The sequence below is a fragment of the Burkholderia sp. FERM BP-3421 genome, assembly GCF_028657905.1.
Taxonomy (GTDB): Bacteria; Pseudomonadota; Gammaproteobacteria; order Burkholderiales; family Burkholderiaceae; genus Burkholderia.
Map to the genome: position 1 here is coordinate 664,260 of NZ_CP117781.1, position 18,920 is coordinate 683,179.

At 68.7% G+C, this 18,920-nt stretch carries 14 protein-coding genes and 1 pseudogene; 11 read left to right on the top strand and 4 right to left on the bottom strand.

Going from position 1 to position 18,920, the window contains the following annotated elements:
• Positions 1-7: 7 nt before the first annotated feature.
• Positions 8-841 (bottom strand): DMT family transporter, encoded by an 834-nt coding sequence (locus tag Bsp3421_RS06090; protein ID WP_273997442.1) that lies wholly within the window; start codon positions 839-841, stop codon positions 8-10.
• A gap of 107 nt (positions 842-948) precedes the next feature.
• Between Bsp3421_RS06090 and selD the strand changes: the two genes are divergently transcribed.
• Both selD and Bsp3421_RS06100 read left to right on the top strand, forming a co-directional pair.
• A complete protein-coding gene (gene selD / locus Bsp3421_RS06095) occupies positions 949-2,013 on the top strand; it encodes a selenide, water dikinase SelD (RefSeq protein WP_273997443.1) in 1,065 nt (354 codons plus the stop codon).
• A gap of 446 nt (positions 2,014-2,459) precedes the next feature.
• Complete coding sequence (locus Bsp3421_RS06100) at positions 2,460-3,530, top strand: purine-nucleoside phosphorylase (RefSeq protein ID WP_273997445.1); 1,071 nt, start codon at positions 2,460-2,462, stop codon at positions 3,528-3,530.
• A 206-nt stretch (positions 3,531-3,736) separates the two neighbouring features.
• On the opposite strand, the pseudogene Bsp3421_RS06105 reads toward Bsp3421_RS06100, so the two are convergent.
• Positions 3,737-4,024: pseudogene (locus tag Bsp3421_RS06105) on the bottom strand (DUF4148 domain-containing protein).
• Between the two features lie 482 nt (positions 4,025-4,506).
• Here Bsp3421_RS06105 and Bsp3421_RS06110 point away from each other — a divergent pair.
• From Bsp3421_RS06110 to Bsp3421_RS06125, 4 genes are all read left to right on the top strand, one after another.
• Positions 4,507-5,427: a dihydrodipicolinate synthase family protein gene (locus Bsp3421_RS06110; protein ID WP_273997446.1), complete on the top strand. Its 921-nt coding sequence runs from the start codon at positions 4,507-4,509 to the stop codon at positions 5,425-5,427.
• Between the two features lie 176 nt (positions 5,428-5,603).
• Complete coding sequence (locus tag Bsp3421_RS06115; RefSeq protein WP_273997447.1) at positions 5,604-7,166, top strand: APC family permease; 1,563 nt, start codon at positions 5,604-5,606, stop codon at positions 7,164-7,166.
• A 65-nt stretch (positions 7,167-7,231) separates the two neighbouring features.
• Positions 7,232-8,836 carry an aldehyde dehydrogenase (NADP(+)) gene (locus Bsp3421_RS06120; RefSeq protein WP_273997448.1) on the top strand — a complete coding sequence of 535 codons (1,605 nt, stop codon included), beginning with the start codon at positions 7,232-7,234 and terminating at the stop codon, positions 8,834-8,836.
• Complete coding sequence (locus Bsp3421_RS06125; protein WP_273997449.1) at positions 8,829-9,869, top strand: Ldh family oxidoreductase; 1,041 nt, start codon at positions 8,829-8,831, stop codon at positions 9,867-9,869. The genes Bsp3421_RS06120 and Bsp3421_RS06125 overlap by 8 nt, the downstream gene beginning before the upstream one ends.
• A gap of 19 nt (positions 9,870-9,888) precedes the next feature.
• Here the strand turns inward: Bsp3421_RS06125 and Bsp3421_RS06130 are convergent, their stop codons facing one another.
• Complete coding sequence (locus Bsp3421_RS06130) at positions 9,889-10,515, bottom strand: response regulator transcription factor (protein WP_273998297.1); 627 nt, start codon at positions 10,513-10,515, stop codon at positions 9,889-9,891.
• Positions 10,516-10,892: 377 nt separating this feature from the next.
• On the opposite strand from Bsp3421_RS06130, the gene Bsp3421_RS06135 reads away from it, so the two are divergent.
• Together Bsp3421_RS06135 and Bsp3421_RS06140 are read left to right on the top strand one after the other, a co-directional pair.
• Positions 10,893-11,234 (top strand): H-NS histone family protein, encoded by a 342-nt coding sequence (locus Bsp3421_RS06135; RefSeq protein WP_273997450.1) that lies wholly within the window; start codon positions 10,893-10,895, stop codon positions 11,232-11,234.
• A gap of 166 nt (positions 11,235-11,400) precedes the next feature.
• On the top strand, positions 11,401-12,066 hold the full coding sequence (locus Bsp3421_RS06140; protein WP_273997451.1) for an IS110 family transposase: 666 nt from the start codon (positions 11,401-11,403) through the stop codon (positions 12,064-12,066).
• Positions 12,067-12,081: 15 nt separating this feature from the next.
• Here Bsp3421_RS06140 and ceoR read toward each other — a convergent pair whose 3' ends face one another.
• On the bottom strand, positions 12,082-13,086 hold the full coding sequence (gene ceoR, locus Bsp3421_RS06145) for a putative multidrug efflux transcriptional regulator CeoR (protein ID WP_273997452.1): 1,005 nt from the start codon (positions 13,084-13,086) through the stop codon (positions 12,082-12,084).
• Between the two features lie 491 nt (positions 13,087-13,577).
• On the opposite strand from ceoR, the gene Bsp3421_RS06150 reads away from it, so the two are divergent.
• The 3 genes from Bsp3421_RS06150 (at position 13,578) to Bsp3421_RS06160 (ending at position 18,917) form a co-directional block, all read left to right on the top strand.
• Positions 13,578-14,423, top strand: coding sequence for an alpha/beta hydrolase (locus Bsp3421_RS06150; RefSeq protein WP_252983913.1), 846 nt, complete (start codon positions 13,578-13,580; stop codon positions 14,421-14,423).
• Positions 14,424-14,455: 32 nt separating this feature from the next.
• The gene (locus Bsp3421_RS06155) at positions 14,456-15,670 is read left to right on the top strand and encodes an efflux RND transporter periplasmic adaptor subunit (RefSeq protein ID WP_273997453.1); all 1,215 of its coding nucleotides are present in this window, start codon (positions 14,456-14,458) and stop codon (positions 15,668-15,670) included.
• A 61-nt stretch (positions 15,671-15,731) separates the two neighbouring features.
• Complete coding sequence (locus tag Bsp3421_RS06160) at positions 15,732-18,917, top strand: efflux RND transporter permease subunit (protein ID WP_273997454.1); 3,186 nt, start codon at positions 15,732-15,734, stop codon at positions 18,915-18,917.
• Positions 18,918-18,920 lie beyond the last annotated feature (3 nt).

The following is an 18,920-nucleotide window of genomic DNA, read 5'->3' on the forward strand; positions in this document are numbered from 1 at the left end:
GTTCCGTCTAAAGCCGGATCAGCGCCGCGCCTGCCACCACGAGCGCGCACGCGACGAGCCGTCGCGGGGTCGGTCGTTCGCGCAGCGCGGACCAGCCGATCGCGAGCGCGAAGATCGGGCTCGTCTCGCGCAGCGCGGAGACGGTCGCGACCGGCAGGCGCCGGTACGCGAGCGTCACGATCGCATAGGCGCTGAGCGCGAGCGTGCCGGCCAGCATGCCGCGCCCGAGCGCGCCGCGCGCGGCGAGCAGCGTGCGCGGGCCGCGCAGCGCGCAGATCAGCGCGAGCTGCGGCGCGTTCCACAGCAGGTAGACCCAGGCGATGTACGCGAGCGGGTCACCCGCGATCCGTACACCGATGCCGTCGACGACCGAATAGGCGGCGATGAAGGCGCCCGTCAGCAGCGCGTACGGCACGCTGTCGCCGGCCGGATGGCGGCCGCGCCGGAGCGCGAGCGACATGATGCCGGCCGATACGCAGGCGATGCCCGCGAGCGCGGCGGGCGTCGGCCGTTCGCCGAGCAGCGCGAACGCGAGGCCGGTGACGAGGAGCGGCGACAGCCCGCGCGCGATCGGGTAGATCTCGCTGAACTCGCCGCGCCGGTAGGCGCGCAGCAGCGCGGCGCAATAGCCCAGTTCGAGCAGCGCCGAGGCCGCGACATAAGGCCACGCCGCCGGGGGCGGCAAGGGCAGCAGCAGCGCGCCGGCAAGGCCGGCCGCGAGATAGGGCAGGGACATCGTGCCGAGCTGCACGACGCGGTCCTCGCTGACGTGGAGGAACGCATTCCAGACGGCGTGCAACAACGCGGACAGCAGGACGAGCGCGACGAAACGATGATCCATGAACGGCTGCGGGGGATGGCGGGGCCGGGAATTTTGCGGCGGGCGCCGCGCGCGCTTGCGCGGGATTGCCGATAATAGAGCGTTTATCTCTTTTCCGGAACCTCGCCATGACTGACTCCACCCGCCCCGACGCCGCGCCGCCGCGCCTCACGAGCCTGTCGCATGGCGGCGGCTGCGGCTGCAAGATCGCGCCGGGCGTGCTGTCCGAGTTGCTGAAGCGCAATGCGCCGCCCGCGCTGTTCCCCGACCTGCTGGTCGGCACCGAGACCTCGGACGATGCGGCCGTCTACCGGCTGAACGACGAGCAGGCGATCGTCGCGACCACCGACTTCTTCATGCCGATCGTCGACGATCCGTTCGACTTCGGCCGGATCGCCGCGACCAACGCGCTGTCCGACGTGTACGCGATGGGCGGCAAGCCGATCCTCGCGCTCGCGCTGGTCGGGATGCCGATCAACGTGCTGCCGCACGAGACGATCGCGGCCGTGCTGCGCGGCGGCGAATCGGTGTGCGCGGACGCGGGCATTCCGGTCGCGGGCGGCCATTCGATCGACTCGGTCGAACCGATCTACGGGCTCGCGGCGATCGGCGTCGTGCATCCGTCGCGCGTGAAACGCAATGCGGCCGCGCGCGCGGGCGACGTGCTCGTGCTCGGCAAGCCGCTCGGCGTCGGCGTGTTGTCGGCGGCGTTGAAGAAGAACCAGCTCGACGCCGCGGGCTACGCGCAGATGGTTGCGACGACCACCAAGCTGAACCGGCCGGGCACGGAGCTTGCCGCCCTGCCGGGCGTGCATGCGCTGACCGACGTCACGGGCTTCGGGCTGCTCGGCCATACGCTCGAACTGGCGCGCGGCGCGCACCTCACCGCGCGCGTGCATTACGCGTCGCTGCCGTGGCTCGCGGGGGTCGAGGCGTTCGTCGCCGACGGCGTGTTCACCGGCGCATCGGGTCGCAACTGGACCTCGTACGGCGCCGAGGTGCGGCTCGCCGACAGCCTGCCGCCCGTCGCGCAGGCGCTGCTGACCGATCCGCAGACGTCCGGCGGCCTGCTCGTCGCGTGCGCGCCGGAAGCGGTCGACGATGTTCTCGCGTGCTTCCGCGCCGACGGCTTCGATCGCGCGGCCGTGATCGGCGAGATGTCGGACGGGCCTGCGCGCGTCGACGTCGCCTGACGTTGCGGGCGCGGCGGCTTTCAGGCGCTGCCGCGCGGAAGTAGGGTGGTGGGGCGCGAGGCTCGCCGGTGCGGCTGGGCGGGGGCGTTCGGTTGTGTGTCTGGCCGACCGCGTCTGGCCGACCGCGTCTAGCCGACCGCGCTTGGCTGGCGGCGGACTGGCGTGTCGAGTACCGGGCTCGGTGATTTCGCGCCCGTCATTGACGGGCGCATTGCATCCCAGGTCGTCCGGCGCGCGCTCCTTCCAATTATCACGGCGGTGCCGTCACAGCCCCTGTATCGACCTCACCGCAACGGCTCCGCCGCAACAGCCCCCCGCGACGGCCTACCCCCCGCGCCCTGCCGAATCCATCGCGCGCGCCACCGTTCTATACTGCGCGCGGGCCATGACACGCCGTGCCGCACGTCTTCCCCCAGCTTCCAACAACAATCGACAAAGGAACGCCGATGCTGACTCGATCGATTCTGTCCGCCGCAGTCTTCACGCTGGCCGCCTGTTCGGCCGTCTCCGCCTTCGCCCAGGACACCGGCCGCGACGCCGGCGCCGGCGCCGCCGCCGCCGCGCAGGGCCGCCCGGTGAAGGTGATGATCATCACGATGTTCGGCCCCGAAGGGCAGGCCTGGCTCGACAAGCTCGGGCCGTGGAAGACCGTGTCGGTGCCCGGCCTGTCGCCCGACTATCCGGCCGTTCACTGCAACAAGCAGGACGTCTGCGTCGTGACGACCGGCATGGGCTACGCGAACGCGGCGTCGTCGATCATGGCGCTCACGTTCTCGCAGCGTTTCGACCTGCGCCGCACCTATTTCCTGATCTCGGGCATCGCGGGCGTCGATCCGGCGCGCGGCACGCTCGGCTCCGCCGCATGGGCGAAGTATCTGGTCGACTTCGGGATCCAGTGGGAACTCGATGCGCGCGAGATCCCGGCCGGCTGGAGCGGCGGCTATCTCGGCATCAACACGAAGAACCCGACGGAAAAGCCGCCGCTCGACTACCGCAACGAAGTGTTCCAGCTCAACCCGCAGCTCGCGGACGCCGCCTACGCACTGTCGCGCAACGTCACGCTATCGGACAGCCCGCAGGCGCAGGCGGCGCGCGCGAAGTTCGACTACGCGCCCGCGAACCAGCCGCCGACGGTGATCCAGTGCGACACGTCGTCGGGCAACACGTGGTTCTCGGGCACGCTGCTCGGCGAGCGCGCGCGAGAATGGACCAGGATCCTGACCGACGGCAAGGGCACGTATTGCATGACGGCGCAGGAAGACAACGCGACCTTCGAAGCGCTCAAGCGCGCGGCGAGCGTGAAGCGGGTGGATCTGAATCGCGTGGCGGTGCTGCGCACCGGTTCCGATTTCGATCGGCCGCACGCGGGCCAGACCAGCGCGGACAATCTGCTCAACTATGCGGACCAGGGCGGCTTCCCGCTCGCGACCGCGAACCTGTATCTGGCGGGCAACCCGCTCGTGCAGGACATCGTCACGCACTGGAGCGCCTGGCGCGACGGCGTGCCGCGCCGTTGAGCGCGGCGGCGGCCGTCGTCGCGCTCAGCGGCCGGCCGTCGGGCGGAACGGCGTCCAGACGGGGATCGTGCTGTCCCATTGATCGAGCGGCGAAGGAGACGGTTCGTTCATGGTCGTAACCCTTGAAGGAAAGACGTGACGCGATGAAGTTGCTGTGGAGCGGCGTGGGCCGCGCGTCGGGCGACCCGACGCGCGGCCCACGGCGTTTACCGGCCCGCGCCCGCGAGCTGATTGGCGTCGGGATCGGGACGATAGGCGCGGCGGGCCAACTCGACGCCTTGCGGATACGAGGTGGTCTTGCGCATCGCATCAAGCGAGCCGTCCTGCTGCGCCTGTTCGAGTTCCGCGCGCACTTAGGCGCGGCTGCGGGTGCTCTTGCCGTGCCACGCGTTGTCGCCATATGCGCCGGTGAGGCCGATGCCGCCTTCCGCGAAGGCCGGTGCGGAAACCGTCAGCGCAAGGGCGACGGCGGCGAAGAGACTGCTGCGTTTCATGATGCAACTCCTGTCGATTCGATGCGCGATGGAGGTTTTCCCGCGCGACAGGGGGTAATTTAGGTGCAGGTGCAGCATCGATAAATGGCCGGCGAGCGAATTGAATTGTCGCGAAGTTGGAACAATCGATATCCGCGTCGCGGGTGGGGGCATCGTCGCGCACCCTCGTGAGCGATGCGCCCGGCGCGCGCCGGACGCTGTGCCGATTGACGCGCGCGGGCCGTGCGAAAAGGGCGCACCGGCGTGTTTGCCGGCCGGTCGAGCGCTTGCGCACGAGGCTTGCGCCAAGCCTTGCGGCAAGGCGCACCATGCTTGCCGGCGCAGCGTCGCGCGTCGCGCCGGCCTGCCGCGAGGCCCCGCGCACTGTGCCGATTTCATCTTCCACGAGCGGGAAAAGTCACAAGCCGCCGCTGCGCCGCGAGCGGATACTTGTCGACAGTCCGGAGCCATTCCGCGCCCCCTACCCATTCGAGGAGACATTGATGAACCATCGCACCGAGTACTGGAGCGGCGTTTTCCCCGCCGTCAGCACCCAATTCAAGGCGGACTTCTCGCTCGATCTCGAAGCGACGCATCGCGTGATGGCCAATCTCGTCAAGGACGGCGTGTCGGGCCTCGTGGTCTGCGGCACGGTCGGCGAGAACACCTCGCTGAAGACGGCCGAGAAACTCGCGGTGATCGAGGCCGCGCGCGACGCGGCGGCCGGCCGCGTGCCGGTGATCGCGGGCATCGCGGAATTCACCACGGCCTTCGCGTGCGACACGGTGCGCGAGGCCGCGCGCGCCGGCGTCGACGGCGTGATGGTGATGCCGGCGCTCGTCTATTCCGCGAAGACCCACGAAACGGCCGCGCACTTCCGCGCGGTCGCGACGAGCACCGACCTGCCGGTGATGGTCTACAACAATCCGCCGATCTACAAGAACGACGTGACGCCCGACGTGCTGATCGCGCTGCAGGATTGCGAGAACATCGTCTACTTCAAGGATTCGTCGGGCGACACGCGCCGCTTCATCGATATCCGCAACGCGGTGGGCGATCGCTTCGTGCTGTTCGCGGGGCTCGACGACGTGGTGGTCGAAAGTCTCGCGGTCGGCGCGCAAGGCTGGGTGTCGGGGATGTCGAATGCGTTCCCGAAGGAAGGCGAGACGCTGTTCCGTCTCGCGATGCAACGGCGCTTCGACGAGGCGCTCGCGCTGTATCGCTGGTTCATGCCGCTGCTGCATCTCGACGCGCGCCCCGATCTCGTTCAGTGCATCAAGCTGTGCGAGGAGCTGGTCGGACGCGGCAGCGCCGTCACGCGCCCGCCGCGCCTCGCGCTGCAGGGCGAGACGCTGGCCGAGGTGAAGGCGATCGTCGCGAAGGCGCTCGCCGAGCGGCCGACCCTGCCCGACGTGGGGCTGTAAGCGCCCCGGCGCGCGGTGTTCCCCCGCCCGCGCGCGTTCGACAGACGCGCCCCGTTCCCGCGGCCGTCCTCCCGTCGCCGCCTCTCCGATGTCGCGAAACCCACGGGCGCTCACGCGCCGCGTGGGCGGGTGCCCGTCTGCCTGTCATCGCGGTTCCGATACAAGGCATCTTCCTCATGGCAACACAAGGCAAATTCCAGAAGCGGCTGTCGCTGACCGATCTCACCTTCATCGGTCTCGGCGCCATCTTCGGATCCGGCTGGTTGTTCGCGGCGAGCCACGTCGCCTCGATCGCCGGGCCCGCCGGCATCTTCTCGTGGATCCTCGGCGGCGTCGCGGTGCTGCTGCTCGGCATCGTCTACTGCGAGCTGGGCGCGGCGCTGCCGCGCGCGGGCGGCGTGGTGCGCTACCCCGTGTATTCGCACGGCCCGCTGCTCGGTTACCTGATGGGCTTCATCACGCTGATCGCGTTTTCGAGTCTGATCGCGATCGAGGTGGTGGCCGCGCGGCAGTACGCGGCCGCCTGGTTCCCCGGCCTCACCGTCGCGGGCGGCAACAACCCGACCGTCGCGGGCTGGCTGCTGCAGTTCGCGCTGCTGGGCGTGTTCTTCCTGCTCAACTATTCGAGCGTCAAGACCTTCGCGACCGCCAACAACCTGATCAGCCTGTTCAAGTTCATCGTGCCGCTGTCGGTGATCGGCGTGCTGTTCATGTTCTTCAAGCCGGCCAACCTGACCGTCGCCGGCTTCGCGCCGTTCGGCCTGTCCGGCGTCGAGATGGCCGTGTCGGCGGGCGGCGTGATCTTCGCGTACCTGGGCCTCACGCCGATCATCTCGGTCGCGAGCGAGGTGCGCGAGCCGCAGCGCACGATCCCGATCGCGCTGATCCTGTCGGTGCTGCTGTCTACGCTGATCTACGTGCTGCTGCAACTCGCGTTCCTCGGCGGCGTGCCGACCGGGATGCTCGCGGGCGGCTGGCAGGGCATCGGCCACGCGTTCTCGCTGCCGTACCGCGACATCGCGCTCGTGCTCGGCGTCGGCTGGCTCGCCTACATGGTGGTGGCCGACGCGATGATCTCGCCGAGCGGCTGCGGCAACATCTACATGAACGCGACGCCGCGCGTGGTCTACGGCTGGGCGAAGAGCGGCACCTTCTTCAAGGTCTTCACGCGCATCGACGCGCGTTCGGGCATTCCGCGCCCGGGCCTGTGGCTGACCTTCGGGCTGTCGGTGTTCTGGACGCTGCCGTTCCCGTCCTGGGAGGTGCTGATCAACGTCGTGTCGGCCGCGCTGGTGCTCAGCTATGCGGTCGCGCCGGTGTCGGTCGCCGCGCTGCGCCGCACCGCCCCCGAGCTGCCCCGGCCGTTTCGCGCCGCCGGCTTCGCGGTGCTCGGCCCGCTGTCGTTCATCGTCGCCGCGCTGATCGTCTACTGGTCTGGCTGGGGCACGGTGTCCTGGCTGCTCGGCCTGCAGATCGCGCTGTTCGTCGTCTATCTCGGCTGCGGCCGCCACGTGCCGACCGGGCAGCTGAGCCTCGCGCGGCAGGTGCGCGCGTCGCTGTGGCTGATCGCGTTCTATGCGCTGATCGTCGGCGCGTCGTATCTCGGCAGCTTCGGCGGCATCGGCGTGCTTGCGCATCCTTACGACACGCTCGCGGTCGCGCTGATCGCGATCGTCATCTACTACTGGGGCGCGGCGACCGGCGTGCCGGCCCGGCTTGAACTGGAGGACGACGAATGAATGCGCCGTCCTCCGCCACCACGGCGCGGCCTGGCGGGCCGCGCATCCGACCCGAGGAAGAGAGCATGGTCATTGAAGGCAAGCAACTGATCGGCCGCGCGGCCGCGTTCGGCGCGAACGGCACCTTTCACGCGATCGCGGCCGCCACCGGCGAGGCGCTCGCGCCCGCGTTCGGCGGCGCGACGCCGGCCGATCTCGATACCGCCTGCCGGCTCGCCGACGCGGCGTTCGATGCGTATCGGGAGACGCCGCCCGCGGCGCGCGCGGCGTTTCTCGACGCGATCGGCGCGGAACTCGTCGCGCTCGGCGACGCGCTCGTCGAGCGCTGCTGCGCCGAGACCGGCCTGCCGCGCGCGCGCATCGAGGGCGAGCGCGCGCGCACGGTCGGCCAGCTCGCGATGTTCGCGACGCTCCTGCGCGAAGGCGGCTACCTCGGCGCGCGCATCGACAACGCGGATCCGGGCGGCGCGCCGCTGCGCATGCCGCTGCCTTGCAACGACCTGCGCCTGCGCAACATCGCGCTCGGGCCGGTGGCGGTATTCGGCGCGTCGAATTTCCCGCTCGCGTTCTCGGTGGCGGGCGGTGACACCGCGTCGGCGCTGGCGGCCGGTTGCCCGGTGATCGTGAAGGCGCATCCCGCGCATCCGGGCACCTCTGAACTGGTCGGCCGGGCGATCCAGCGCGCCGCGCGCGCGTGCGGGATGCCGGAAGGCGTGTTCGCGCTGCTGTTCGACGCGGGGCACGCGATCGGCCAGGCGCTGGCCGCCGATCCGCGCATCAAGGCGGTCGGGTTCACCGGCTCGCGCGCGGGCGGCGCGGCGCTGATGCGGATCGCGGCCGCGCGTGCGGAGCCGATTCCGGTCTATGCGGAGATGAGCGCGGTGAACCCCGTGCTGCTGTTGCCGGGCGCGCTCGCCGCGCGGGCGGCGACGATCGCGCAGCAGTTCGTCGCCTCGTTGACGCTGGGCGCCGGGCAGTTCTGCACCAATCCGGGCCTCGTACTGGCGGTCGACGGGCCGGCGTTGCGCGCGTTCGAGCAGGCGGCCGCGGCCGCGCTCGACGCCGCGCCCGCCGCGACGATGCTGACGCCCGCGATCGACGCCGCCTATCGCGCGGCGGTCGAGGCGCGCGCCGCAAGCGCCGGCGTGGTCGCGCTCGCGACCGGCGCGGCGGGCGGCCCGCATACGGCGCGCGCCGCGCTGTTCGCGACCGCGGCCGAGACGTTCATGCGTGACGCCGCGCTGCGCGACGAAGTATTCGGCGCGGCGTCGCTGATCGTGCGCTGTTCCGACGAGGCGGCGCTGCATGCGCTGCTGGCATCGCTCGAAGGTCAGCTGACGATCGCGGTGCACGCGGACGATTCGGACGCTGCCGCGTTCGGCGCCTTGCTGCCGCTGCTCGAAAGGCGCGCGGGGCGGATTCTCGCGAATGGCTTCGGCACGGGGGTCGCGGTCTGCGATGCGATGGTGCACGGCGGCCCGTTTCCCGCCTCGTCGGATGCGCGCACGACGTCGGTGGGCAGCCGGGCGATCGAGCGCTTCCTGCGGCCCGTGTGCTACCAGGATTTCCCGGCGGACTGCCTGCCGACCGCGCTGCGCGACGGCAATCCGCTCGGCATCGCGCGCCGCGTGAACGGTGTCGATCAAGCTGCGGAGACGCGCGATGCATGACGCCGCGAAACAGGACGAAGTCGTCTTGTCGCTCGACGAAGTCGAGCGGCTGTCATTCGAGGTGCTCACGCACCACGGCATGTCGGACGCGCACGCGCGCGCGATCGCCCGCGTGATCACCCGATGCCAGCGCGACGAGTGCCACTCGCACGGCATCTATCGCCTGCTGGTCTGCGTGCGTTCGCTGCGCGAAGGCCAGGTCGATCCGCGCGCGGAGCCGATCCTGCGCACGCTTGCGGGCGGCGTCGTATCGGTCGACGCGCAGCGCGGCTACTCGCTGCTCGCGTTCGAACTGGGCTTGCCGGCGCTGGTCGAGCGCGCGCGCGCCCAGGGCATCGCGGCGCTGGCGATCAATCGCTGTTTCCATTTTTCGGCGCTGTGGCCGGAGGTGGAGGCGCTCGCCGCGCATGGGCTGGCCGCGCTCGCGATGTGTCCGAGCCATGCGTGGGTCGCGCCGGAAGGCGGCGCGCGGCCGGTGTTCGGCACGAATCCGCTGGCGTTCGCTTGGCCCCGGCCCGGCGGCGAGCCATACGGCGAGCCGTTCGTGTTCGATTTCGCGACGAGCGCGATCGCGCGCGGCGACATCGAGCTGCACGCACGCACCGGCCGGCCGATCCCGCCGGAATGGGCGATCGACGCGCACGGCCGGCCGACCACCGATGCGCGCGCGGCGCTCCAGGGCGCGATGCGGACCTTCGGCGGACACAAGGGCTCGGCGCTGGCGGCGATGATCGAGTTGCTCGCGGGTGCGTTGATCGGCGATTTCACGAGCATGGAATCACTGGCGTTCGACGCAGGCGTCGGCGCGACGCCTTGCCACGGCGAGTTGCTGATCGCGTTCGATCCCGACGTGTTCCTCGGCGCGCGACGCGACGAGGGGCAGGCGCGCGCGGAGCGCTTGCTGGAGGCGATCGCCGGGCAGGGCGCGCGCCTGCCGTCGCAGCGCCGCTTCGCGGCCCGCGCACGCAGTCTCGCGCAGGGTGTGCGGGTGCCGGGTCCGCTCTATCGCGACATCCAGGCACTGCTGGGTTGAGTACGAGCGCGCGGGCGCGTCACATGGCTTCGAGCCGGTAGCCGTGCGTGTAGATGGTGCGCAACCGCACGCCGTTGCCCGCGTGGATCGAGAGCTTGGCCCGGATCCGATAGATGTGCGTGTCGAGGCTGCGCGACACGGCGCCCAGGTCGCGCCCCCAGATCGAACGGATCAGGGCGTCGCGTGGCATGACCCGGTCGACGTTGCGAAACAGCAGCGCGACGATCTCGAACTCGCGCGGCGTCAGCTTGACCGGCTCGCCATGCAGCTGGGCAGTGCGGTATTTCGTGTCGATCCGGTAGCCGCCGATCTCGATCGTGTTGCTTTGCTCGCCGAGCTTCGGATATGCACGGCGCGCCAGCGCGTTGATGCGCGCGATCAGTTCGCACCGGTTGACCGGCTTCACGAGGTAGTCGTCCGCGCCCGTATTGATGGCCTCGAGAATCTCGTCGTCGCGCGCCCGGCTGCTCAGGAACAGGATCGGCAGATGCGGGCCGATGCGCTCGCGCACCCAGGCCAGCACTTCGAGCCCGGACAGGCCCGGCACCTGCCAGTCGAGGATCAGCAGGTCCGCAACCTCGCTTTCCAGATGGCGAATGGCCTCGCACCCGTCGCGCACCGCGTGCACGTGATGGCCCAGTTCCACCAAGATCGATCTGACCAGAGCGATATAAGCGATATCGTCCTCGAGATATAAGATTTTCATAATATTTCGTAATCCTGTCTTAAATTCTCGATCGGCATGGGCAGACTTTTCGTGGGATGATTCGGTTGGAGAACTGGGCCGGGGCTTGACATTTTCCTCGCCGAAATGGTCGCATTGAAGGCTAGGCGAAATTGTCAACGTTTATGAACATTGAATCTTCCGAAACAAATTGTTTCGATGAGTAAAACTGCTGGTCGTGTAAGCACTGTTGACAAAAGTTGTCAATAGCCGAAAGTGCCGCTGCTACGCTTTCCTCAACAGCTCCCGTCCTCCAGGCGCTGCCCGCGATGGGATGCGTGGCTGGGTCGAGGCGAGCCATGATGGTCTACGAGTCATATATGGAGAAGAAGGCGCTGCTCGAGGATCAACTGAGCCGGGAGCGCGTCATCATTGCCACCGCGGTGCTCGCGGAAATCCGACAATGCATCCAGGAGTTCGGATTTACGCAAAGCGATCTGTTCCCGGATGAGTCGAATGGCGCGACGCGAAAGCGTCGCGCCAAGTATTTCAATCCGGAAACGGGCGAAACCTGGTCTGGCGTCGGCAAGGAGCCGCGCTGGCTGCGCGGCAAGGATCGGGACCAATTCGCGCTCGATGCGGCGCCTGAAGAGGATCGCCGTGAACCTGCCGGCGTCCAATCCGTGCACGAGGCTCCCTGATTTTTTGTCGCGCGACCGACACGCGACTTCATCCGCCGCCGGGTCCGGGAAACGCCATGCGGCAGGGCGGGAGCGCCGTGGCCCGTCTTTCAATCATGACCGTGCATCGTGCGGACGCAATTGGTTTCGTATGACTCATCATTCGGCGTGTGGCAAGGAGAACGGCATGGCTGACGACGTCTTCGTCGGCGTCGACGTGGCGCATGACATGCTGGACATCGTGGTGTCCAGCGCCGGGCTCGTGTGGCGCTATCCGAACGATCCGGCTGGCATCGACCGGCTGGTCGATGCGGTCGCGGCATGGCGGCCGGCGCTCGTGGCCGTGAAGTCGAGCGGCGGGCATGAATTCGACGCGATTTGCGCGTTGCAGGCGGCCGGGCTGGCGGTGCTCGTGATCAGCCCGCATCAGGCCAGGGAGTTCGAGCTTGCGCTCGGCGAGCCGGGCGGCACGGACGTGCTCGATGCGCAGCGGCTCGCGACGCTCGGCGCGACGCTGTATCGGCAGCCCAGCGGCGAACAGTGTGCGAAGCCGATGGGCGACCTGGAACGGATGCGCATGCAGGCGCTGATGCAGCGCCATCGCCAGTTGTTTGCCCTGCTGATGGCGGAATATCAGTTGCTGGCGCAGTCGCACCCGAGCGTGCGCAAGGGCGTCGAACAGACCATCGGGTTCCTGAAAGTGCAGATCGCGGGCGTCGAGCGTTGCTGCGCGACGCATCTGAGATCGCACCGCGCGACGCTGACCGATGCGCTGAGCATCGCGCGCCGCGCCGGACGCGGCCGCCGCGCCGAGGGCGCATACGGCCGGCTGTGGGGCCGGCGGGTCAAGTAGCGCGGCGGGTCGCTGCTACGCGACCCATTCATTGAGCACCGGCGTATCGAGCGCGGGCGCGCGCTCCGCGTCCTCGAAGGTGCGCTTGCTGCAGGTCGCGTCGAGGCTGCCCCGGCCGCTCAGCAGCGGGCAGCGGTCGAACACCTCGGCGATCCAGTCGACGAACACGCGCACCTTCGGCGACAGATGCCGGCTGTGCGGGTAGACGATCGAGATCGGCATCGGCAGCGGCTTGTAGCCCGGCAGCACCTCCTTCAGCGTGCCGGCGCGCAGGTGCGGCAGCACCATGAAGAGCGGCGGCTGGATCAGGCCGAAGCCTTCGATGCCGCAGGTCACGTAGGCGTCCGCGTCGTTGACCGACACGATGCCGTTCACCTTGACCTCGACTTCCTTGCCGTCGATCAGGAAGGTCCAGTCGAAGGTGCGGCCGGTGCGGTGCGAGAAATACATGACCGCCTTGTGTTGATCGAGATCCTCGATCGACTTCGGTTCGCCGTAGCGTTCGAAGTAGGCGGGCGACGCCACCGTCACGCCTTCGAACAGGCCGATCCGGCGCGCGACGAGCGAGGAATCCTGCAGCGCGCCGACCCGGATCACGCAGTCGACGCCTTCCTGCAGCAGGTCGACGGGGCGATCGGTGAGGCCGAGCTGGAGGTCGATGTCCGGATAGCGCTGGTGGAATTCGCACAGCGACGGAATCACGAGCAGGCGGCCGAGCGAGCCGGGCATGTCGACGCGCAGCTTGCCGTGCGGCTTGCGGTTGTTGGTCTGGAAGCTCGCCTCGGTTTCCTCGACGTCCGCGAGGATGCGCACGCAGCGCTCGTAGTACGCGGCGCCGTCCGGCGTCAGCGACAGGCGCCGGGTGGTCCGGTGCATGAGCCGCACGCCGAGGAACGCTTCGAGATTCTGGATGATGGTCGTGACCGACGCGCGCGGCAGGCCGAGCGTTTCGGCCGCCTTGGTGAAGCTGTTCGTATCGACGACGCGCGTAAACACCTGCATGGCCTGAAGCCGGTCCATTACTCCCTCCAGAAAACAAAGCCGGAACAAGGGCAGGCCGCCACGCGACGGGGCGCGGGCGGCATCGATTGTTCAGGGGTGTGGAATTGTGTTGCGGGATTATAGGCATTTATCCGGATTTTTGCCGAAGATGGCAAATCGCGGGCGCGGATGCGCCGTGCCGCGCGCCGCCTGGGCCCGGCCGGGTCTGCAAGACCGGACTGCGAGTAGTGGTTTGGGCCGGCGCGATCGCGGACCGTTACCGCTGACGGGCGGCCGCCTCGGTCCGCGTCGGCGACGCACCCGCCGCGCGCCGCGCACCCGGACGGGCGCCGCGCCGGTTCCCGCCCAAGGGAACGCCGCCCGGCCGCCCCCCGCGCATCCTTCCTCCCGCCGTCGATTGTTCAGATGCATTGAATTGTGTTGACGGATTGTCGGGATTTATCTCGATGGCGCACGGATCCAGAATGCGATCCATCTTGAAATGAATGCGCGCTGCCGCCTCATCTGCCATGAATGGATCCGACTTACGCTTTCCGCCGACCTCCCCGTGGGGCGGAGAAGCGCGTGCACGCGGGGCGCTCGCGGTCACCGACGTCGAAATCGGCGGCTATGCGAAAGACATCGTATTACGCCTGTACCGGCGGCCCGACAAGACCGGGCTGCCGATCGTGCTGTATTTCCACGGCGGCGGTTTCGTGCGCGGCTCGCTCGCCGACGCCGATTTCGCCGCGCGCTTCCTGGCCGAGCATCTGCCGGCGCTCGTCGTTTCGGTCGATTATTCGCTCGCGCCGGCTTATCCGTTCCCGGCCGCGCCGGAGGACGCGTTCTGCGCCGCGCGCTGGGTCGAGGCCCGCGCCCGCGCGTTCGGCGGCAATCCGCGCCGGATCGCGGTGGCGGGCCATGACGCGGGCGGTCAACTCGCGAACTGCCTCGCGTTCATCACGCGCGATCGCGGCGAGGTGCCGATCACGGCGCAGGCGCTGTTCGGCCCGATGCTCGATCCGAGCATGACGCGGATCGGCGACGAGCAGCGCCTCGCGTCCGACATCACCGCGCGCGATTGCGCGGCGTGCTATCGCGCCTACCTGCCGCAACCCCTGCAGCGCATGCATCCGTACGCCGCGCCGCTCGAATCGGTGCGGCTTGCCGGGCTGCCGCCGACGCTCGTCGTCACGGCACAGAACGACGTGCTGCACGTCGAGGCCGAGAAGTACGCGGCCTGCCTGATCGACGCGGGCGTGCCGACTCAGGTCATGCGCTTCCCCGACACCACGCACGCGGCCCTCGCGGATCACCCGCCCGCGCTGCTGGAGGCGACGCGCTTCTTCCAGTGCCGCTTCCACGCCCGTTCCTGAATTCCATTCCAATCACGCTACTGGAGATCTTCATGGCTATCCTGCACTCCCGCCGCGCCCGCCTCGCGGCCGCCGCGCTGGCGACCGTCGCGGTCGCCGGCTTCGGCGCCTTCAGCGCGATCCGCGTGAACGCGAGCGCGCCCGACAAGTCGGCGCCGCCTCCGCCCGAAGTCGACGTCGCCACGGTTCTCGCGAAGACGGTGACCGACTGGCAAAGCTATTCGGGCCGCCTCGAGGCGGTCGAGAAAGTCGACGTGCGGCCCCAGGTGGCCGGCACGATCGTCTCGGTCAACTTCAAGGACGGCGCGCTCGTGAAGAAGGGCGACACGCTGTTCGTGATCGACCCGCGCCCGTATCAGGCCGAGGTCGACCGCGCGGCCGCGCAGCTCGCCGCCGCGCAGGCCCGCGACGGCTACGCGCAAAGCGACTGGCAGCGCGCGCAGCGCCTGATCGGCGACAACGCGATTGCGAAGCGCGACTACGACGAGAAGCAGAACGGCGCGCGCGAAGCGAACGCGAACCTGAAAGCGGCCGCCGCCGCGCTCGAAACCGCGCGCATCAACCTCGGCTACACGCGTATCGTCGCGCCGGTCGCGGGCCGCGTGTCGCGCGCGGAGATCACCGTCGGCAACGTGGTGTCGGCCGGCGCATCGGCCGCGCCGCTGACCACGCTGGTCTCGGTGTCGCCGATCTACGCGTCGTTCGACGCCGACGAGCAGACCTACTTGCAATACATCAACGGTGCGAAGGACGGCCGTCAGGTGCCGGTCGAGCTGGGGCTCGCGAACGAGAGCGGCTATTCGCGCCGCGGCGCGATCGATTCGGTCGACAACCGGCTCGATGCGTCGTCGGGCACGATCCGCGTGCGCGCGCGCTTCGACAATGCGGACGGCATGCTGGTGCCGGGCCTGTATGCGCGCATCAAGGTGGGCGGCAGCGCGCCGCATCCGGCGCTGCTCGTCGACGACGCGGCGGTCAACACCGACCAGGACAAGAAGTTCGTGTTCGTGGTCGACGGGCAGGGGCGCGTGTCGTATCGCGAGGTGCAAGTGGGCGGGCAGCACGGCAACCAGCGCGTGATCGTCAGCGGCCTGCAGGCGAGCGACCGCGTGGTGGTGCGCGGCACGCAGCTGGTGCGGCCCGGCGAGCAGGTGAAGCCGCATCTCGTGCCGATGACGGGCGGCGAGGATGCGCCCGCCACCCCGGTCGCGGCGGCGCAGGGCGCGCCGGCGGCGGCCAAGTCCTGATCCGCCCGCACTGCTGATCCGGGCGCGCCGTGCCGGCGCGCCCTATCCGATAGAGCTTTCCATGAACATATCCAAATTTTTCATTGATCGACCGATCTTTGCAGGGGTGCTGTCGGTCATCATCCTGCTCGGCGGGGTGATCGCGATGTTCATGCTGCCGATTTCCGAGTATCCGGAAGTCGTGCCGCCATCCGTGATCGTCAAGGCGCAGTATCCGGGCGCGAACCCGAAGGTGATCGCCGAAACGGTCGCATCGCCGATCGAAGAGCAGATCAACGGCGTCGAGGACATGCTGTACATGCAGTCCCAGGCCAACAGCGACGGCAACCTGACGATCACCGTCACGTTCAAGCTCGGCACCGATCCCGACAAGGCCACCCAGCTCGTGCAGAACCGGGTGAACCAGGCGCTGCCGCGCCTGCCCGAGGACGTGCAGCGGCTCGGCGTGACGACCGTGAAAAGCTCGCCGACGCTGACCATGGTGGTCCACCTGATCTCGCCGGACAACCGCTACGACATGACCTACCTGCGCAACTACGCGCTGATCAACGTGAAGGACCGGCTGTCGCGGATCCAGGGCGTGGGCCAGGTGCAGCTGTGGGGCTCGGGCGACTACGCGATGCGCGTGTGGCTCGATCCGCAGAAGGTCGCGCAGCGCAACCTCACGGCCGACGACGTCGTGAGGGCGATCCGCGAACAGAACGTGCAGGTCGCGGCGGGCGTGATCGGCGCGTCGCCGTCGCTGCCGGGCACGCCGCTGCAGTTGTCGGTGAATGCGCGCGGCCGCTTGCAGACCGAGGGCGAATTCGGCGACATCGTCGTGAAGACCGCGCCCGACGGCGGCGTCACGCATCTGCGCGACATCGCGCGCATCGAACTCGATGCGTCCGAGTACGGGCTGCGTTCGCTGCTCGACAACAAGCCGGCGGTCGCGATGGCGATCAACCAGTCGCCGGGCGCGAACTCGCTCGCGATCTCCGACCAGGTGCGCAAGACGATGGCCGAGCTGAAGCAGGATTTCCCGGCCGGCGTCGACTACCGCATCGTCTATGACCCGACGCAGTTCGTGCGCTCCTCGATCAAGGCGGTCGTGCACACGCTGCTCGAAGCGATCGCGCTCGTCGTGATCGTGGTGATCGTGTTCCTCCAGACCTGGCGCGCCTCGATCATTCCGTTGATCGCGGTGCCGGTGTCGATCATCGGCACCTTCTCGCTGCTGTTGCTGTTCGGCTATTCGATCAACGCGCTGTCGCTGTTCGGGATGGTGCTCGCGATCGGGATCGTGGTGGACGACGCGATCGTCGTGGTCGAGAACGTCGAACGCAACATCGAGAGCGGCCTGAGCGCGCGCGCCGCCACCTACAAGGCGATGCAGGAAGTGAGCGGGCCCATCATCGCGATCGCGCTGACGCTGGTCGCCGTGTTCGTGCCGCTCGCGTTCATGTCGGGCCTGACGGGCCAGTTCTACAAGCAGTTCGCGATGACGATCGCGATCTCGACGGTGATCTCGGCGTTCAATTCGCTGACGCTGTCGCCCGCGCTGTCGGCAATCCTGCTCAAGGGTCACGGCGACAAGGAAGACTGGCTCACCCGCGTGATGAACCGCGTGTTCGGCGGCTTCTTCCGCGGCTTCAACAAGGTGTTCCAGCGCGGTTCGGAGCACTACGGTCGCGGCGTGCGCGGCGTGCTGTCGCGCAAGGCGGTGATGCTCGGCGTGTACGTGGTGCTGGTCGGCGCGACGCTGCTGGTTTCGCGCGTGGTGCCGGGCGGCTTCGTGCCCGCGCAGGACAAGGAATACCTGATCGCGTTCGCGCAGCTGCCGAACGGCGCGTCGCTCGACCGCACCGAGAAGGTGATCCGCGAGATGGGCGCGATCGCGCTCAAGCAGCCGGGCGTCGAGAGCGCGGTGGCGTTCCCGGGGCTGTCGGTGAACGGCTTCACCAACAGTTCGAGCGCGGGCATCGTGTTCGTCACGCTGAAGCCGTTCGACCATCGGCACGGCAAGGCGCTGTCGGCGGGCGCGATCGCGGGTGCGCTGAACCAGCAGTACGCGGGCATCAAGGATTCGTTCGTCGCGGTGTTCCCGCCGCCGCCCGTGCTCGGGCTCGGCACGCTCGGCGGGTTCAAGCTGCAGGTCGAGGATCGCGGCGCGGTGGGTTACGCGCGGCTGGCGGATGCGACCAACGACTTCATCAAGCGCGCGCGGGAAGCGCCCGAGCTAGGGCCGCTGTTCACCAGCTACCAGATCAACGTGCCGCAGCTCAACGTCGACCTCGATCGCGTGAAGGCGAAACAGCTAGGCGTGAACGTGACCGACGTGTTCGACACGATGCAGATCTACCTGGGCTCGCTGTACGTGAACGACTTCAACCGCTTCGGCCGCGTCTACCAGGTGCGGGTGCAGGCGGACGCGGCGTTCCGCCAGCGCGCGGACGACATCCTCCAGCTCAAGACCCGCAATGCGGCGGGCGAGATGGTGCCGCTGTCGTCGGTCGTGACGGTGTCGCCGACCTTCGGGCCGGAAATGGTGGTGCGCTACAACGGCTACACCGCCGCCGACGTGAACGGCGGGCCCGCGCCCGGCTACTCGTCGGGGCAGGCGCAGGCGGCGATCGAACGGATCGCCGCGCAGACCCTGCCGCGCGGCGTGAAGTTCGAGTGGACCGACCTCACGTATCAGCAGATCCTCGCGGGCGACTCGGCGTTCTGGGTGTTCCCGATCAGCGTGCTGCTGGTGTTCCTGGTGCTGGCCGCGCTGTATGAAAGCCTGACGCTGCCGCTCGCGGTGATCCTGATCGTGCCGATGAGCATCTTGTCGGCGCTGACGGGCGTGTGGCTCACGCAGGGTGACAACAACATCTTCACGCAGATCGGCTTGATGGTGCTGGTCGGCTTGTCGGCGAAGAACGCGATCCTGATCGTCGAATTCGCCCGCGAGCAGGAGCATGACGGCAAGACCCCGCTCGAAGCGGCGATCGAGGCGAGCCGGCTGCGCCTGCGGCCGATCCTGATGACGTCGATCGCATTCATCATGGGTGTGGTGCCGCTCGTGCTGTCGACGGGCGCGGGCGCCGAGATGCGTCATGCGATGGGGATCGCGGTGTTCTTCGGGATGCTGGGCGTGACGCTGTTCGGCCTGATGCTGACGCCGGTGTTCTATGTGGTGCTGCGCACGCTGGCGGGCGGCAAGATCCACGTCGCGCAGAAGGATTCAGCGGCTTATGGCGTGCCGGCCGCCGATGCTTGAGGA

Coding starts and splice junctions, on each gene's coding strand:
- Bsp3421_RS06125 (WP_273997449.1), top strand. CDS start 8,829: ATGCATGACGCCGCGAAACAGGACGAAGTCGTCTTGTCGCTCGACGAA.
- Bsp3421_RS06110 (WP_273997446.1), top strand. CDS start 4,507: ATGAACCATCGCACCGAGTACTGGAGCGGCGTTTTCCCCGCCGTCAGC.
- Bsp3421_RS06140 (WP_273997451.1), top strand. CDS start 11,401: ATGGCTGACGACGTCTTCGTCGGCGTCGACGTGGCGCATGACATGCTG.
- ceoR (WP_273997452.1), bottom strand. CDS start 13,086: ATGGACCGGCTTCAGGCCATGCAGGTGTTTACGCGCGTCGTCGATACG.
- selD (WP_273997443.1), top strand. CDS start 949: ATGACTGACTCCACCCGCCCCGACGCCGCGCCGCCGCGCCTCACGAGC.
- Bsp3421_RS06120 (WP_273997448.1), top strand. CDS start 7,232: ATGGTCATTGAAGGCAAGCAACTGATCGGCCGCGCGGCCGCGTTCGGC.
- Bsp3421_RS06160 (WP_273997454.1), top strand. CDS start 15,732: ATGAACATATCCAAATTTTTCATTGATCGACCGATCTTTGCAGGGGTG.
- Bsp3421_RS06150 (WP_252983913.1), top strand. CDS start 13,578: ATGAATGGATCCGACTTACGCTTTCCGCCGACCTCCCCGTGGGGCGGA.
- Bsp3421_RS06100 (WP_273997445.1), top strand. CDS start 2,460: ATGCTGACTCGATCGATTCTGTCCGCCGCAGTCTTCACGCTGGCCGCC.
- Bsp3421_RS06090 (WP_273997442.1), bottom strand. CDS start 841: ATGGATCATCGTTTCGTCGCGCTCGTCCTGCTGTCCGCGTTGTTGCAC.
- Bsp3421_RS06135 (WP_273997450.1), top strand. CDS start 10,893: ATGATGGTCTACGAGTCATATATGGAGAAGAAGGCGCTGCTCGAGGAT.
- Bsp3421_RS06155 (WP_273997453.1), top strand. CDS start 14,456: ATGGCTATCCTGCACTCCCGCCGCGCCCGCCTCGCGGCCGCCGCGCTG.
- Bsp3421_RS06115 (WP_273997447.1), top strand. CDS start 5,604: ATGGCAACACAAGGCAAATTCCAGAAGCGGCTGTCGCTGACCGATCTC.